Below are 15,971 nucleotides of genomic sequence, written 5' to 3'. Positions count from 1 at the left end.
GATGTCCTGCGACATAACAGCGTCGAACATCGGTCGTGGCGGCACAAAACTGGACGCCCGGTCGTGCCCGGTCGTGCGCGTCGTGGTAGTTGCGCCGGCTGCGCCGGTCGCACTGGGCGCCCGGTCGCGCCGGTCGTAGTGGCCGCGCCGGTCACGCCGGTCGTGGCGGCCACGCCGGCCGTGCTGGACGACTAGCCGCGCTGGACGCCCGGCCGCGCCGCGGGGGTCAGCTCTGTCGGCTCACCCGCAGGGTCTTGATCTCGAAGGGGTGGAAGACGAGCCGGACCGCGCCGTCCTCGTCGCGATCCAGCGCGGAGCGGAACGCCGGGGCGTCCTCGGCGAAGGAGCGCTCCAGCAGGTCCACCGCTGTCACCTCTCCCCCGGCGAGCGCCGCATCGAGCTGCACGCGCGCCGGCACCCGGGCACCGGAGGCCTCGTACAGGCGCACCACGAGGTCGCCGGAGCGATCCTCGGCGAGCTTCACCGTCTCCACCAGCACGCGCGGGGAGTCGACCGTGACCAGCGGCGCGGAGGCCGTTGCGGCGACCGCGGCGCTGACCTCGCGCTCGGGCAGGTTCAGGCGGTATCCCTCCTCCATCGCCTCGGCGATGCCCGCCCCGGGGCGCACGGCGACACGGAACGTGTACCGGCCGTGGTCGGCGGCGGGATCGGGGAACTCCGGGGAGCGCACCAGGGTCAGGCGGGCCGTCGTGGTGGTGCCGCCGTCGTCCTCGCGCAGGGTGCGCAGCACGTCGTGGCCGTAGGTGGAGTCGTTGGCGATCGCCACCCCATAGTCGCCCTCGGCGAGATGCACCCAGCGGTGGGCGCAGGTCTCGAAGCGTGCGGCGTCCCAGCTGGTGTTCACGGGGATCGGCCGGTCGAGGTGGCCGAACTGGATCTCGCTGCTCAGGGAGGCGGCGCGCACGTCGAGCCCGAAGCCGAGCTTCAGGACCTTCTTGCGCTCGTGCCAGTCGATGTCGAGGACGATCTCGAGCGACTCGTCCCCCGGGAGCAGCACGAAGGTCTTCACGATCGTCGAGCCCGCTCCGGTCACGCCGGAGCTCTCCGCCCCCTCGGGCACTGAGGTGGAGTAGGTGAAGCGGACCCGGACCCCGGCCCCCTCCTCGCTGACCTCGACGGACGTCGGCTCGTCGAGATCGCGCACCACGTGGCGGTAGAACTCATCGATGTCCCAGGCGTCCCAGGCGTTGGGCGTGTCGCGGTGCAGCTGCAGCAGGGCGCCGCAGGCACCGGGGGCGATGGACTCGCGCCCGCTGACGCGGTCCACGAGCGAGGTGATCGCCCCGGTGGCGTCGATCTCGGCGCGCAGCGCGGCATTCTCCACGCTGATGGTGTCTCCCGCACGGATCACCACGACACCCTCGGCGCTGCGGCGCACGGGCCCGGCGGTGTAGGCGGGCACTCCGCGACGCGGCACCGGTGCAGTGTTCAGCAGCACGCGGGCCCCCGCGGCCCCGCCGGCCCCGCCGACGCAGTCCCCGCCGACGGCGCCGTCGGCCCCGCCAGCAATCCCGCCGGCCCCGCCAGCCCCGCCAGTCCCGCCAGCCCCGCCAGCCCCGCCAGTCCCGCCAGCAGTCCCACCGGTCCCGCCGGCAGTCCCGTCGGCCCCGTGCCCAGCCGCTGCGTCGGCCCCGGCGTCGCCGAGGGCGGCGAGCGCCCCGGCGATGACCGCCTCGGCGCGCGCGGCGGTCTCGGCGTGATCCTGCTCGGCCTCGCGATGCACCCAGGCGATCGAGGAGCCGGGCAGGATGTCGTGGAACTGACCCAGCAGCACGTTCTCCCACAGTGCCTCGAGCTCGTCGTGCGGATACTCGAAGCCGGCGCGCAGCGCGGCGAGCGCGGAGAGGAACTCGGCCTCGTGCAGCAGATGCTCGCTGCGACGGTTGCCCTGCTTGGTGCCCGGCTGTGCGGAGTAGGTGCCCCGGTGCAGCTCGAGATACAGCTCGCCGTTCCACACCGGGGCGTCCGGGTATTCGGCGCGGGCCCGGTCGAAGAACTCCTGCGGGGTGCCGAACTCGACGCGCGGGGACCCTTCGAGGTCCGCGGCGCGACGGCCGGCGGCCATCATCTCGCGGGTGGGTCCGCCGCCGCCGTCGCCCCAGCCGAACAGGTCCATGCCGATCGAGGAGCGTCCCTTCTCCTTGAAGTTGCGCTCGAAGTAGGCCAGCTCCTCGCCGGTGAGCATCCCGTTGTAGGTGTCCGCGGGCGGGAAGTGGGTGAACACGCTGGTGCCGTCCAGGCCCTCCCAGCGGAAGGTGTGGTGCGGGAAGGTGTTGACCTGGTTCCAGGAGACCTTCTGGGTGAGGAAGTTGTCCTGACCGGCGAGCGCGGCGATCTGTGGGAGCGCGGCGGAGTAGCCGAAGGAGTCCGGCAGCCAGGTCTCCCTCGTCTCGACTCCGAAGTTCTCCAGGAAGAACCGTTTGCCGGCGATGAACTGCCGGGCCATCGCCTCGGAACCGGGCATGTTCGTGTCCGACTCGACCCACATGCCGCCCACCGGGACGAAGCGTCCCGCGGCGACGTGCTCCTGTATCCGGGCGAAGAGCTCCGGATAGCGGTCCTTCAGCCAGCGGTACTGCTGCGCGGAGGACGCGGAGAAGGTGAGATCAGGATCGGACTCGAGGAGCGCGCACACGTTGGCGAAGGTGCGCGCCACCTTGCGCACGGTCTCGCGCACCGGCCACAGCCAGGCGGAGTCGATGTGGGCGTGCCCGGTGGCCAGGACGGTCAGCGCCGAGCGGTGCGCCGGCCGGGCGAGGGCCGGGGCCAGCACCTCACGGGCGGCCTCGACGGTGCCGGGCACGTCGTCGGGATCAACGGTGTCGCAGGCGTCCTCCAGGGCGCGCAGGATCTCGTGGCGGCGCTGCGAGGCCTCGTCGAGCTCGGCCATCAGACCGACAAGCGCCCGGACGTCCTCGACGAGCTCCCCGATCCGCACGTCACGGCGCGCCAGGTGCAGCTCGCGGAGCAAGTAGAGGTCCTCCTCGGGCACGGTGGCGAGGTCGCCGAGCGGGGTGGGCGCGAAGGTCCACTCCCCGGCCACGTTCGGGTTCGCCGCGCACTCGAGGTAGTAGTCCAGCTGCTCGCCCGGGCGCACCGGCAGGTACCGGTTGTAAGGGTTGATCGCCTTGACGGGCACGGCGTCGGGCGTGAACACAAGCGCCTCGGCCTGGAAGCCGGGCTGGCCGCTGAAGGCGAGGTCGACGATCAGCTCAGGGTCCGAGCGTTCGTCGTCGGCCCACTGTGCGGGGACGGTCCCGGTCACGTGGAGCCAGGTGGTCGACCAGGCACGGCCCAGCGGTGCGCCGACCTCGAGCGGGGCGTAGTCGCCCGCGTGGTCCACGATCGCCTCGCGCGGAGGGATCGGCTCGCCCTCGACCCGGTACGCGGCGATCGTGACCGGCGCGGTCTCCTGGTGGACCTGGGGCGTCAGGTGGTCCCTGGTGAAGCGGCGGATACGGGACTCGGTGAGCTCCCTGTCATCGAACATGCAGCTGCTCCTCGAGGCGCGCGAGCGCCCGGTAGGTCAGGATCGTCGGGATCGGCGGATCACCCGTCGACTGCTCCCGACTGTATCGAGCGGGAGAGTCGCGCGTCACATTCCGGACGCACCGGATGCGGTGACAGCGGGAGCGGCGATGCGGCGATGCGGAAGCGGCGACGGCGGGAAGCGGGCCCCTGCGCTCAGCCCCGTCGCCCTCAAGCCGCGTCGCACTCAGGCCCCGCCGAACCGCGCGAGGATCTCGTCGCTGAGGCCGGGCCAGATCCGGATGTGCGTCTTCCCGAAGGGCTCGGCGCCCAGGAACGCCGCTGTGAGTCCGGCGTCGGGGTCCACCCAGAGGAAGGAGCCCGCCTGGCCGAAGTGGCCGAGAGTGCGTGGGCTCGAGGCAGAGCCCGTCCAGTGCGGCGACTTGCCGTCCCGGATCTCGTATCCCAGCCCCCAGTCGTTCGGCCGTTGCCTGCCGTAGCCGGGCAGGATGCCGTCGAGCCCGGGGAACTGCACGGTGACCGACTCCTGCCACAGCTCGCGGGAGATCAGCGTGGGCTCGAGCAGCTCACGGCCCAGGGCCAGCAGGTCGCGGATGCTGCCGCGGAAGCCGGCCGCCGGGGAGCCCGTCAGCTCGAGGTCGCTCAGACCGAGCCCCTGGACGACGGTCTGCTCGAGCCATTCATCCAGGTCATAGCCCGTGGCCTGCTCGACATGGGCGGCGAGCATCTCGAAACCGGTGTTGGAGTAGATCCGTCGGCCCCCGACCGCACCGACCACCTCGTCGCCGTCGAAGGCGTAGCCGGCGGTGTGGGCGAGGAGGTGGCGCACGGTGGCGCCCTCGGGCCCGGCGGGTTCGTCGAGGTCGACGAGCCCGCGGTCCACCGCGACCAGGGTGCCCAGCGCGGTGATCGGCTTGGACACGCTCGCGAGCTCCCACACGCGGTCCTCGTCCCCCTGCGTGTGCAGGGTGCGTCGGGCGTCGGAGACCCCGAGCGCGTGCTCGAAGTCGGCCTCCACCGGGATCATCCCGGGGCTGGTCTGGGGGCCGGCCTGGGGGTCGGCCTGGGGGTCAGGGGCGGTCTGGGGATCGGTCTCGGGCTCCACCCGATCCAATATGGCACACCCCTTCGCGCACCCCCTCCGCATCCCTTCGCACGCCCCTCCGCACGCCTCGCGGTCGTAGGCACCCCCGCCCGTCGCGGCGTCCGGCTCGACGTGCCCGAACAGTGCCCGCGCAGTACCGAACGGTCATCTCCCACCTGCTCGACGCCGCTGCCTGCACCGTCACACTCTACCCACAAGAAACCTCACGACCTGCACACTTTTGCTGTCGTTTACCTCCGCATGACCGTTACGTGATCATGGTGTGCGCAGTGACGACGCTGTGCACGGGGACGGATCCGGGCCACGCTCCGGATCCATAGCAAGGGGGAAGACATGAGGATGAGAACCACGACACGAGCCCTGCGACATCTCGAGGTCACCGACCGGCCCCTGCTGGCGATCGCTGCGCCCTCGCGCCGCGCCGTCCTGCTCGGCGTGGGCACGATCGGCGCGGGCATGACCCTCGGCATGGGCCCGGCCAGCGCGGCGCCGACCTTGCGCAAGGGCTCCAAGGGAGCTGCGGTCACGACGCTGCAGAAGGACCTGGCGGGCCTGAAGTACTGGCTCGGTGCGGCCGACGGCAGCTTCGGCCACCTCACCCAGCAGGCGGTCTACGCCCTGCAGAAGGTCGCGGGCCTCTCCGCCGACGGCGTCGTCGGCCCGAAGACGTACGACGCGATCGCGAGCGGCGCCCGCCCCTCGCGCAAGATCACCTCGGGCGTCGGCTTCGAGGTGGATCTCGCGAGGCAGATCATCGTCGCCACCACGGGAGGGAAGCTCTCCTACATCCTGAACACCTCGACCGGCAGCGGGAAGCGCTACTACTCGGGCGGCCGCTGGAAGACCGCGGCCACGCCGACGGGCGACTTCACGATGTACAGCCTGTACAGCAAGGGCTGGCAGAGCGGTCCCCTGGGCAGTCTGTACCGGCCCGGCTACTACGACCGGGGCTGGGCGATCCACGGGTCGAACTCGATCCCGTCCTCTCCCGCCTCCCACGGCTGCTGCCGCATCTCCGTCGCCGCGAGCGACATGCTGTGGTCACGGAAGTGGTTCGTCAAGGGCCGGCGCGTGCTCATCCACTGAGCCGTTCATGAGCCGTTCCTGAGCCGCTGCCGAGTCGTGCGCCCCTGGGGTGACCAGCATCCTCAGGCGCCGCGTCCCGGAGGGTCCACGGCCGACGTCGACCCTCCAAGGCCCACGCAGGACGAGCCCCACCTCGCGATCCAGGGGCGGCGGCGGGCCTCCGCGCCCGCCCCCGCCCCCTCGGCCTTTACGAACCCTGCACGAATCCCTTGCCGCACCACCGCCCTGCCGGACCACTGATGACCTGGCCACGCGCTACGATCGAGTAGGCGTACAGCCCCGTCTGCCGTCGGGGCACTGGGACAGCAACAGCGAAGGATCACCGTGGGGATCTTGGATCGGATCGAGCGCGGACTCGACCGCGGCGTGACGAGCATGTTCTCGCCCGGCCGCGGGCAGCTGAAACCTCTCGACCTCGCGCAGGGGCTCAAGCGCGAGTGCGACGACCAGATCCAGGTGCTCGACCGCACCCGGACCCTCGCCCCGAACGTGTACACGATCTACCTGCACCCCCAGGACTTCGAGCGCTTCAGCTCCTGGCAGGACACCCTGATCGACGAGCTGCAGCGCGTGCTCATGGAGCACGCCGAGAAGCAGCGCTACATGTTCGTCGGCGGCGTCACCGTGGATCTGGAGGCCGACGACGACGTGCGCGCCGGGCGCTTCGAGACCGAGTCCCGCACCGAGCGCGGCAGCGTGGCCCCGGCCACCACCGCCTCGCGCGCCGAGTCCGGCAGCAGCCCCATCGTCGAGATCGACGGCCAGCAGTACCTGCTCACCGGCCCCGTGACGGTGATCGGGCGCGGCGGCGACTCCGACATCATCCTCGAGGACACGGGCGTCTCCCGGCACCACCTCGAGCTGCGCGCCGAGCCGGGGCCCGACGGCAGCACCCTGGTGGCCACCGACCTCGGCTCGACCAACGGCACCTTCGTCGACGGCGAGCGCATCCGCACCCCTGTCACGCTCCGAGACCGCTCGTTGCTCAAGATCGGCCGCACCCGTCTGACCGTCATCCTGCCCGCGGCCGGGCCGGCGACCTGGTGAGCGCCCGATGAGTGAACTGACCCTGGTCGCCCTCCGTCTGGGCTTCGTCCTGGCGCTGTGGGTGTTCGTGATCGTCGTGGTGCTCGTGCTGCGCAACGACCTGTTCGGGACCACCGTGGTGACCCGTTCGAGCCGTGATCCGCGGCGCGAGCAGCGCCCCGCCTCCGGCCCGGTCGGCGGGGCCGGAGCCCCGGACGGTGGCGATCCGGCCGCGATGCGCACCGACCCGGAGGTCACCGCGACCGCCATGGTGGTCACCGCCGGGCCCCTGCGGGGCACCTCGCTGACGCTGGGATCCACCCCGATCCTCATCGGCCGCGCCCCGGAATGCACCCTGGTGCTCGACGACGACTACGCGTCGAACCGGCATGCCCGCGTGTTCGAGCGCGAGGGCGAGTGGATGGTCGAGGACCTGGGGTCGACCAACGGCACGCTGCTGTCCGGTCGCCGCATCGAGGGCGCCGTGCCGTTCCGTCCCGGTGCCCAGGTGCGGATCGGCCGCACCGAGATCGAGCTGAGACGAGGTCCGCGATGAGCGTCGCCCTGCGATACGCCGCCCGGTCCGACGTCGGCCTGGTCCGCTCCAACAATCAGGACTCCGGCTATGCCGGCAGCCATCTGCTGGTGGTCGCCGACGGCATGGGCGGGCACGCCGGCGGCGACGTGGCCTCCTCGGTCGCGATCGGCCGCCTGGCCCGGTTGGATTCGGAGACCCCGGCCTCGGACATCGTCGCCACCCTCGAGGAGGCGGTGCTCGAGGCCAACCAGGAGATCCTGCGCCGTGCCCGCGACGAACCGCAGCTGCGGGGCCTGGGCACCACGATCACCGCGATGCTGCGCGCCGAAGGCAAGTTCGCCCTCGCCCACATCGGCGATTCCCGCGCCTACCTGCTGCGCAACGACGAGACCTTCCAGGTCACCAAGGACCACACCTTCGTGCAGCGGCTGCTGGACGAAGGGCGCCTCACCGAGGAGGAGGCCGAGCGCCACCCCCAGCGCTCCGTGCTGATGCGCGTGCTCGGCGACGTCGACGCCGACCCCGAGCTGGACCTCTCCCTGCGCCCCGCGCATCCCGGCGACCGCTGGATGCTCTGCTCGGACGGCCTGTCGGGCCTGGTCTCGCTCGACACGATCGACGCGACCCTGAAGGCCTTCGAGGACCCGGGCGAATGCGCCGACGAGCTGATCCAGCTCGCGCTCAAGGGCGGCGGGCCGGACAACATCACCTGCCTCATCGCCGACGTCATCGAGCTCGACGACCTGCCCCGCACCGAGGAGGCCCCCTCCACCGCGCCGCAGATCGTGGGATCGGCCGCCCGCACGCGCCACCAGCCCACGAGCGCCTCCGGCCCGGCCGCGAAGGCCGCCGCCCTCACCCGCGAGGAGCCCGAGGTCCCCTACGAGGACGACGACTTCTCCGAGGACGAGCCCCCGCGCCGCAGCCCCTGGCCCGCACTGGTCGCCGTGTTCCTGCTGGTCGCCGTGCTGGGCGGCGTGCTGTGGGCCGGATACGCCTGGTCGCAGCGCCAGTACTATGTCGCCTCCGACGGCACGAACGTCGTGCTGTACCAGGGCCTGTCCCAGGATCTCGGGCCGATCTCCCTCTCGGAGCCGATCGAGGTCACCGACATCGCCCTGGACGACCTCCCGGAGATCACCCAGGAGCAGGTCGGCAACACCATCACCGCCGGTGACCGCGAGAGCGCGGACCAGATCATCGAGCGCCTCCAGCAGGCGGCGGACGCCAATCAGCCGCTGCTGCCCACCCCGGCACCGTCCGACGGCGGGGGCGAGGTCTCCGACGGCGGCGGCGAGGCGTCCGACGGCGGCGGAGGCCTGACCGAGATGCCCACCGGCAGCCGCTCCCTCCCGGACCGGTCCGACGACGACGCCGTCCAGCCCACCGAGGGCGAGGAGTCGTAGTGGCCACGATCGTCTCCTACACCGCACGACCCCGCCGGCTGATGCACGCCGTGCTGCTGGCCTTCGCGGTGCTGATCGGCGTGGGCTCCTACGCCCTGGTCGGGCTCGGCCGTTTCGACGAGCTCCCGCCGAACCTGCTCGAGTACGGGATCGGCGCGGCTCTGCTCGCCGTGGTCCTGCAGGTCGCGGTCATGTGGCGCGCCCCGTACACGGATCCGGTGATCCTGCCGCTGGTGGTGCTGCTGAACCTGCTGGGCATGGCCCTGATCAAGAGCGTGCACGCCGCGAACCAGATCTACGGGCTGCGCAGCTCGGCGACCGCGGAGCGGCAGATGCTGTGGGCGGTCCTGGGCGTCGGACTGTGCGTGGCCGTGATCGTCCTCCTGCGCGATCACCGGCACCTGCGCCGCTACACCTGGATCAGCGCCGTCGCCGGCGGCGTGCTGCTGCTCCTGCCCCTGCTGCCGGGCATCGGCGACTCCCGCAACGGCTCGCGCATCTGGATCTCCATCGCCGGCAACAGCTTCCAGCCCGCCGAACTCGCCAAGATCGCCTTCGCGCTCTTCTTCGCCGGCTACCTGGTCTCGCGCCGCGACACCCTGGCCCTGGCCGGCCCCAAGGTGCTCGGCATCCATCTGCCGCGGTGGTCCGACTTCGGTCCGATCCTCGTGGCCTGGGGCTTCGCGATGGCCGTACTCGTCTTCCAGACGGACCTGGGCACCTCGCTGATGTTCTTCGGCCTGTTCGTGGTGATGCTCTACGTCGCCACCGACCGGCTGAGCTGGCTCGTGATCGGCGCGGTCATGTTCCTGCCGCCCGCCGTGTTCGCGGCCACCCAGATGAGCCACGTGCGCACGCGCATCACCTGCTGGCTGGATCCGCTCTCGGGCGCGAACTACGGCGGCTGCGAGCAGATCAACCAGGGCCTGTTCGGTCTCGCCAACGGGGGCATCACCGGGGCGGGCCTCGGCGAGGGCCGCCCGGACGTGGTCCCGCACGCCGAATCCGACTTCATCTTCACCTCCTTCGCGGAGGAGCTCGGCATGGTCGGCGCCTTCGCCCTGCTGCTGCTGTACCTGCTGCTCGTCCAGCGCGCGATCCGCGCGGCGGTCGGCATCTCGGACGGCTTCGGCACACTGCTGGCCGGAGGGCTCGGCTTCGCGATGGCCCTGCAGGTGTTCGTCGTCGTCGGCGGCGTCACCCGGGTGATCCCTCTGACGGGCCTGACCCTGCCGTTCCTGGCGGCCGGGGGCAGCTCGCTGGTGTGCAACTGGATCATCGCCGGAATCCTGGTGCGGCTCTCGGACGCCGCCCGTCGGCCCGCCGCCCGCCAGGTCGACGGCCCGGGCGCCGCTCCCGCTGCGCGCACCTCCCCGGAGGTGATGGCATGAACAAGCCCCTGCGACACGTATGGCTCGTGGTCAGCGTGCTCTTCGTGCTGCTGTTCACCTCGACCACCTACTTCCAGGTCGTCGCCCAGGGTCGGCTCAACGCCCACGGCCAGAACCTGCGCACCACCTACAACGAGTACGGACGCCACCGCGGCCCGATCGTGGTGGACGGCGAGGCGATCGCGAGCTCCACCGCCTCGGAGGACACCTACGGGTTCCTGCGCGGCTACGACCCCGGCGCGATGTATGCCCCGGTCACCGGCTACTACTCGGTGGTCTACGGGTTCTCCGGCATCGAGCGCTCGCTGAACGACACCCTCTCGGGCGAGGCCGACGCGCTGTTCTACCACCGCATCTCCGACATCCTCTCGGGCAAGCAGGGCCGCGGCGCGACCGTCGAGCTCACGCTGGACTCCGGGGCGCAGAAGGCCGCCTGGGACGCCCTGGACGGCAAGCGCGGCGCAGCGGTGGCGCTGGATCCGGAGACCGGGGCCGTCCTCGCGATGGTGTCCGCGCCCAGCTACGACCCCAACGATCTGGCCACCCACGACACCGGCGCGGCCCAGCAGTCCTGGTCGGCGCTGAACGATGATCCCGAGCGCCCGCTGACCAACCGCGCCATCGGAGGCGACCTGTACCCACCCGGCTCGGCGTTCAAGCTGGTGGTGGCCTCGGCCGCCCTCGAATCGGGCGAGTACACCTCCGATTCCGTGATCCCCGGGCCCGGCAGCTTCGAGCTGCCGAACTCGTCGTCGGTGATGAACAACTTCTCCGGCGGCCGCACCGAGCCCTGCGGGCCGGACGACGAATCCACGCTCGCCGAGGCGCTGCGGCAGTCCTGCAACACCTCCTTCGCCGAGCTCGGGATTGCCGTGGGCGAGGACGATCTCACCGCCACCGCCGAGGAGTTCGGATTCGGCCAGCGCCTGGAGATCCCGCTCGCGGTCACCCCGTCCACCATCGGCTCTGATCTCGACGACGCGCAGCTCGCGACCACGTCGATCGGGCAGTACGAGGACCGCGTGAGCCCGCTGCAGATGGCGATGGTGGCCGGAGCGTTCGCGAACGACGGCGTGGTGATGGAGCCGCAGCTGGTGGGCGCGGTCCGCACGAGCGACCTCTCGACGGTCTCCGAGCTCTCGCCGAAGGAGCTCGGCCAGCCGCTGAGCGCCTCCAATGCGGCGCAGATGCGCCAGATGATGGTGGGCGTCGTGGAGAACGGCACCGGCACCGCCGCGGCGATCGACGGCGTCGAGGTGGGTGGCAAGACCGGCACCGCCGAGTGGGGCGAGGACCGTGCGGCGCACTCCTGGTACGTCGGGTACGGGCAGAAGGACGATCAGAAGATCGCGGTCGCGGTCGTGGTCGAAGAGGGCGGATACGGGTCGCGCACCGCGGCACCGATCGCCCGGGACGTGATGAAGGCGGTGATCGACCGATGAAGACCGAGGCGGGGCTCGTCCTCGAAGGACGCTATGAGCTGACGTCCCTGATCGCCACTGGCGGCATGGGACAGGTCTGGAAGGGTCGCGACCAGGAGCTGGACCGCGACGTCGCGGTCAAGGTGCTGCGCGAGGAGTACGCGGGGGACGAGGGCTTCCTCAAGCGCTTCCGCGCGGAGGCCCGCCATACCGCCGCGCTCTCGCACGATGCCATCGCCGCGCTGTACGACTACGGCGAGATCGACGGCCGGGCGTACATCGTCATGGAGCTCTGCCCCGGCAGGCCGCTCTCGGACATCATCGAGGAGAACCCCGGCGGTCTGCCCGAGAAGCGGATCGTCTCGGTGCTCATCGAGCTGGCCCGTGCGCTGGACGCCGCCCATTCCAAGGGGGTGGTGCACCGTGACGTGAAGCCGGAGAACGTGCTCGTCGACGAGGGCGACGACTGGTCGATGAAGATCACCGACTTCGGGATCGCCCGCAGCAAGGACCAGGCTCGGCTCACGAAAACGGGGCTGGTGATGGGCACCGCCCAGTACCTCTCCCCCGAGCAGGCGATGGGCAAGCAGGCCACGTCGCTCTCGGACATCTATGCGCTCGGGATCGTGGCCTACGAGATGCTCGTGGGACACCGTCCCTTCACCGGCTCCAGCCAGGTCGAGATCGCGATGGCGCAGGTCAAGCAGCAGCCGCCCGAGCTCCCCGAGGCCATCAACGCCGACCTGCGGACCCTGGTGATGATGACCCTCGCGAAGGCCCCGGCGAACCGTCCCCGCTCGGCGGCGGCGGTGTCGAGGATCCTCGAGGCCATCCAGCGCGGGGTCGAGCCCCGCTTCACCACCGGCGCGATCCCCGTCACCCGTGTCGAGGACCATGACTGGACGGGCGAGAACGCTGTGCGCCCGCCCGGCTCCACGGGTCCCGTCGCCGGGCCCGGCGCCTCGCCGACGGGCACCCGCACGGCCGCCATGCCGCTGCCGCTGTCGGGCCGTGGTCGGGGCGTCCGTCACCGCTCGGGAGCGTCGGCGACGTCCGGCCCCTCGGCGTCGTCGGGCCTGTCCGCGTCCTCCGCAAGGTCCGTGCTCTCCGCGGCCTCCGCCCGGTCCGCGGCGTCCCCGGCCCCCGCTCCCCGCTCGGCCCGGACGCCCCGGACGACGCCCTCCGGCGGCGCGGCGGCCGACGGGCGGACCGCGGCCGGGAGCCCGGATCGCGCGCTCGGCGAGCGGCGTCCCTTCGGCGACGTCGACACCGCCGCCTCGGAGCGCACGGTGCGCGGCACCACGACGGGACGCCGCGTCGGCCCGCTCTCCGTGCCCGGATTCATCGTGGTGGTCCTCCTGGTCGTGGCCATCGCGGTCGCGGTCGCGGGGGGCCTGGGATGGCTCCCCCTCGGGGCGCTGGGCGTTGATCACCTCGGCTCGGAGGAGACGGCGTCAACACGTACGATGATCGAATCGGTCGGTGTCGGCCACGGCCCGAGGACAGGTGTTCAGTGAGCGAAGAGAAGGTCGTCCTGGGGGGTCGTTACACCCTGGGCAAGGTCCTCGGGACCGGCGGCATGGCGGAGGTGTTCCTCGCGGAGGACTCCCGCCTGCACCGCACGGTCGCCGTGAAGGTTCTGCGCTCGGACCTGGCCCGTGACGCCAACTTCCAGGAGCGGTTCCGCCGTGAGGCGCACAGCGCCGCCTCCTTGAACCATCCCTCCATCGTCGCCGTGTACGACACCGGCGAGGAGAAGCAGACCACCCTCACCGGGGCGGAAGTCACCATCCCGTACATCGTGATGGAGTACGTGCACGGCGACACCCTGCGCGAGCACATCGATCCCGAGCGCCCGATGGACATCCACCAGGCCGGCGAGATCATGGCCGCGCTGCTGAGCGCGCTGGAGTACTCCCACCGGGCCGGCATCGTCCATCGCGACATCAAGCCCGGCAACGTCATGATCAACGACAGCGGCGCGGTCAAGGTCATGGACTTCGGGATCGCCCGGGCCGTCGCCGACGCCACCAGCGCGATGACCGCGACCCAGGCCGTGATGGGCACCGCCCAGTACCTCTCCCCCGAGCAGGCGCGCGGCCAGCTGGTCGACGCCCGCTCCGACATCTACTCCGCGGCCTGCGTGATGTACGAGATGATGACGGGCCGCCCGCCGTTCACCGGCGACACCCCCGTCTCCATCGCGTACCAGCACGTGCGCGAGCACCCGCAGCCCCCGTCGGCCTACAACCCCGCGATCACCCCGGCGCTGGACGCCGTGATCCTCACGGGCCTGGCCAAGGACCGCGAGCAGCGCTACCCGAGCGCCGTCGCCTTCTCGCGCGACATCGCCGCCGTGGTCGGCGGCCGTGCTCCCGCCCTGGTCGCCGGGGCCGAGCCGGTGGGCGCCCCGGGCACGGACACCGCCCCCACGACGGTGCTGAGCCCCATGGACGACGCCACCGAGGCGCTGCCCGCCCTCGCCGCCGCGGGAGTCGGTGGCGCCGGTGCCGGGATGGCTGCCGCGAACTGGAGGACCGGTCAGAATCCGTCCGTGTCCCCCGGCATGTCCCCGCACTCCCCCGGCGAGGTCGAGGAGGAGCCCCGGCGCAAGCGGCCGTGGTGGCTGATCATCCTCGTGATCCTCGCCGTCCTGGCCCTGGCCGTCGCCGCGATCGCCATCTTCAAGCCGTTCGATCGCGGCCCCGAGATGGTGCCGGTCCCGACCGTCGCCGGCCAGACCGAGGACGAGGCGAGGTCGATCCTGTCCGACGTGGGCCTGGACCCGACGTTCGAGACGGTGCAGTCCCAGGAGGTCGACAAGGGCCTCGTGATCGACACCGATCCGGGAGAGGGGGACGAGGTCGCCGTCGGCTCCACCGTGACGGTGAACGTCTCCGCCGGTCCGGAGAGCGTGACGGTCCCTGAGGACCTGAAGGGGATGACGCGCGAGGAGGCCCAGACAGCGATCGAGGACGCCGGCCTGGTGATGGCCGAGGGCGATACGGAGGACGCCGCCCAGGAGCAGAACACCGTCACCAGCACCGATCCGCAGAGCGGGGCAGCGGTGGACAAGGGCTCCGAGGTGGTCGTGAACCTCGCCTCCGGCGACGTCGAGGTCCCCGACGTCGAGGGCGTCCAGTTCGACAAGGCCAAGGAGACCCTCGAGGCCCGCGGCTTCGAGGTGCCCGACGCCTCGGAGAAGGAGGACGCGGAAGCCGATCCCGGCACCGTGCTCTCGCAGACCCCGAAGGCGGCCAACAGCCCCGCGCCCTTCGGCTCGCGGGTGGACCTCGTGATCGCTGCCGCGCCGGGACCGGTGACGGTCCCGAACGTCACCGGCCAGTCCCTCGCCGATGCACAGAAGACCCTCAGCGATGCCGGCTTCGGCACCGAGCAGACGGAGGAGGACTCCGACTCCGTGCCCGAGGGCCAGGTGATCCGCACCGAACCCGGGGCGAACGAGTCCGTCGAGCGCGGCTCCACGGTGCTGATCATCGTCTCCAGCGGTCCGAAGGAGACGCCGTCCCCGTCGCCCACGACACCCACGGAGGAGCCGAGCGAGACGCCCACCGAGGATCCGACCAGCGATACCCCGACCGACGATCCCTCCTCGAGCGATTCCGAGGAACCCACGGACGATCCCACCGACGACGACTCCGGGGACGACAACGCAAACGGGAACGCTGAAGGCGCCGGGAAAGGCAGGGGCGCTGAAGATGACTGAGGCGACGCACGCGGACACGACGACGGCGGCCGGGTCACCGGCTGTGGAGCAGCATCCGGGCGAAGACGCGCGCATCCTCGTGATCGACAACTACGACAGCTTCGTCTACACGATCGTCGGGTACCTGCAGCAGCTGGGTGCGTCCACCGTCGTGGTGCGCAACGACGACGTGCCGGCCCTGGAGGACGGCGCCGTGGACCTCACCGGGTTCGACGGGGTGCTGGTCTCCCCCGGGCCCGGCAACCCCGTGACCGCGGGCCGGTCGCTCGACGTGATCGGGGCCTGCGCCGACAGCGCGACACCGATGCTCGGCGTGTGCCTCGGCCACCAGGCGCTCGGCCACTTCTTCGGAGCCACCGTGGAGCACTCGCCGCAGCTCATGCACGGGCGCACCAGCGAGCTGACCCATGACGGGCGCAGTGTGTTCGCCTGCGCGCCCTCCCCGATGATCGCGACGCGCTACCACTCGCTCTCCGTGGACCCGGACACCATCCCGGACGTCCTCACGGTCACCGCCCGCACGGCCGACGGCATGGTGATGGGGCTGGAGCATCGCCGGCTGCCTCTGCACGGCGTGCAGTTCCACCCGGAATCGGTGCTCACCGAGAACGGCCACCTGCTGCTCGCGAGCTTCCTCGAGCTGTGCGACGGGCGCGACGCCGCCGAGCGCGCCGAGGGGCTCAAGCCCCTCATGACCGCAGGCTGATCCCGGCCGGTCGCGCGTGGTCCCGCATGATCCCGGCCGCGCGTGATGTCCCGCG

11 protein-coding genes are annotated in these 15,971 nt (G+C 71.5%); 9 read left to right on the top strand and 2 right to left on the bottom strand.

What is annotated here, in order from left to right; all coding sequences use genetic code 11:
- Window positions 1–226: 226 nt before the first annotated feature.
- A complete protein-coding gene (locus CIK71_RS18090; protein ID WP_245857678.1) occupies window positions 227–3,511 on the bottom strand; it encodes an alpha-mannosidase in 3,285 nt (1,094 codons plus the stop codon).
- A gap of 225 nt (window positions 3,512–3,736) precedes the next feature.
- A complete protein-coding gene (locus tag CIK71_RS15940; RefSeq protein ID WP_245857676.1) occupies window positions 3,737–4,615 on the bottom strand; it encodes a serine hydrolase domain-containing protein in 879 nt (292 codons plus the stop codon).
- Between the two features lie 333 nt (window positions 4,616–4,948).
- Between CIK71_RS15940 and CIK71_RS15935 the strand changes: the two genes are divergently transcribed.
- From CIK71_RS15935 to CIK71_RS15895, 9 genes are all read left to right on the top strand, one after another.
- Window positions 4,949–5,701 carry a L,D-transpeptidase family protein gene (locus tag CIK71_RS15935; protein WP_096166664.1) on the top strand — a complete coding sequence of 251 codons (753 nt, stop codon included), beginning with the start codon at window positions 4,949–4,951 and terminating at the stop codon, window positions 5,699–5,701.
- Window positions 5,702–6,025: 324 nt separating this feature from the next.
- The gene (locus CIK71_RS15930) at window positions 6,026–6,748 is read left to right on the top strand and encodes an FhaA domain-containing protein (protein WP_096166663.1); all 723 of its coding nucleotides are present in this window, start codon (window positions 6,026–6,028) and stop codon (window positions 6,746–6,748) included.
- Window positions 6,749–6,755: 7 nt separating this feature from the next.
- A complete protein-coding gene (locus tag CIK71_RS15925; RefSeq protein WP_096166662.1) occupies window positions 6,756–7,283 on the top strand; it encodes an FHA domain-containing protein FhaB/FipA in 528 nt (175 codons plus the stop codon).
- Window positions 7,280–8,671 carry a PP2C family protein-serine/threonine phosphatase gene (locus tag CIK71_RS15920; RefSeq protein ID WP_096166661.1) on the top strand — a complete coding sequence of 464 codons (1,392 nt, stop codon included), beginning with the start codon at window positions 7,280–7,282 and terminating at the stop codon, window positions 8,669–8,671. The genes CIK71_RS15925 and CIK71_RS15920 overlap by 4 nt, the downstream gene beginning before the upstream one ends.
- Window positions 8,671–10,062, top strand: coding sequence for an FtsW/RodA/SpoVE family cell cycle protein (locus CIK71_RS15915; RefSeq protein ID WP_096166660.1), 1,392 nt, complete (start codon window positions 8,671–8,673; stop codon window positions 10,060–10,062). The genes CIK71_RS15920 and CIK71_RS15915 overlap by 1 nt, the downstream gene beginning before the upstream one ends.
- Entirely contained in the window at window positions 10,059–11,504 is a 1,446-nt protein-coding gene (locus CIK71_RS15910) for a peptidoglycan D,D-transpeptidase FtsI family protein (protein WP_096166659.1), read from the top strand. The genes CIK71_RS15915 and CIK71_RS15910 overlap by 4 nt, the downstream gene beginning before the upstream one ends.
- Window positions 11,501–13,000, top strand: a complete 1,500-nt coding sequence (locus tag CIK71_RS15905) for a serine/threonine-protein kinase (protein ID WP_096166658.1) — start codon at window positions 11,501–11,503, stop codon at window positions 12,998–13,000. Before CIK71_RS15910 ends, CIK71_RS15905 begins: the two co-directional genes overlap by 4 nt.
- Entirely contained in the window at window positions 12,997–15,210 is a 2,214-nt protein-coding gene (gene pknB / locus CIK71_RS15900; RefSeq protein ID WP_096166657.1) for a Stk1 family PASTA domain-containing Ser/Thr kinase, read from the top strand. Before CIK71_RS15905 ends, pknB begins: the two co-directional genes overlap by 4 nt.
- On the top strand, window positions 15,203–15,916 hold the full coding sequence (locus CIK71_RS15895) for an anthranilate synthase component II (protein ID WP_096166656.1): 714 nt from the start codon (window positions 15,203–15,205) through the stop codon (window positions 15,914–15,916). Before pknB ends, CIK71_RS15895 begins: the two co-directional genes overlap by 8 nt.
- Window positions 15,917–15,971 lie beyond the last annotated feature (55 nt).

Source organism: Brachybacterium alimentarium (genome assembly GCF_002332425.1).
In the GTDB taxonomy this organism is placed as follows: Bacteria; Actinomycetota; Actinomycetes; order Actinomycetales; family Dermabacteraceae; genus Brachybacterium; species Brachybacterium alimentarium.
This window is presented reverse-complemented; position numbering and strand designations above follow the sequence as displayed.

What these genes read in the sequence shown, in the direction of transcription:
- CIK71_RS15935 (WP_096166664.1), top strand. Translation starts at nt 4,949, where the DNA reads ATGAGGATGAGAACCACGACACGAGCCCTGCGACATCTCGAGGTCACC.
- CIK71_RS15920 (WP_096166661.1), top strand. Translation starts at nt 7,280, where the DNA reads ATGAGCGTCGCCCTGCGATACGCCGCCCGGTCCGACGTCGGCCTGGTC.
- CIK71_RS15910 (WP_096166659.1), top strand. Translation starts at nt 10,059, where the DNA reads ATGAACAAGCCCCTGCGACACGTATGGCTCGTGGTCAGCGTGCTCTTC.
- CIK71_RS15905 (WP_096166658.1), top strand. Translation starts at nt 11,501, where the DNA reads ATGAAGACCGAGGCGGGGCTCGTCCTCGAAGGACGCTATGAGCTGACG.
- CIK71_RS15925 (WP_096166662.1), top strand. Translation starts at nt 6,756, where the DNA reads ATGAGTGAACTGACCCTGGTCGCCCTCCGTCTGGGCTTCGTCCTGGCG.
- CIK71_RS15895 (WP_096166656.1), top strand. Translation starts at nt 15,203, where the DNA reads ATGACTGAGGCGACGCACGCGGACACGACGACGGCGGCCGGGTCACCG.
- CIK71_RS18090 (WP_245857678.1), bottom strand. Translation starts at nt 3,511, where the DNA reads ATGTTCGATGACAGGGAGCTCACCGAGTCCCGTATCCGCCGCTTCACC.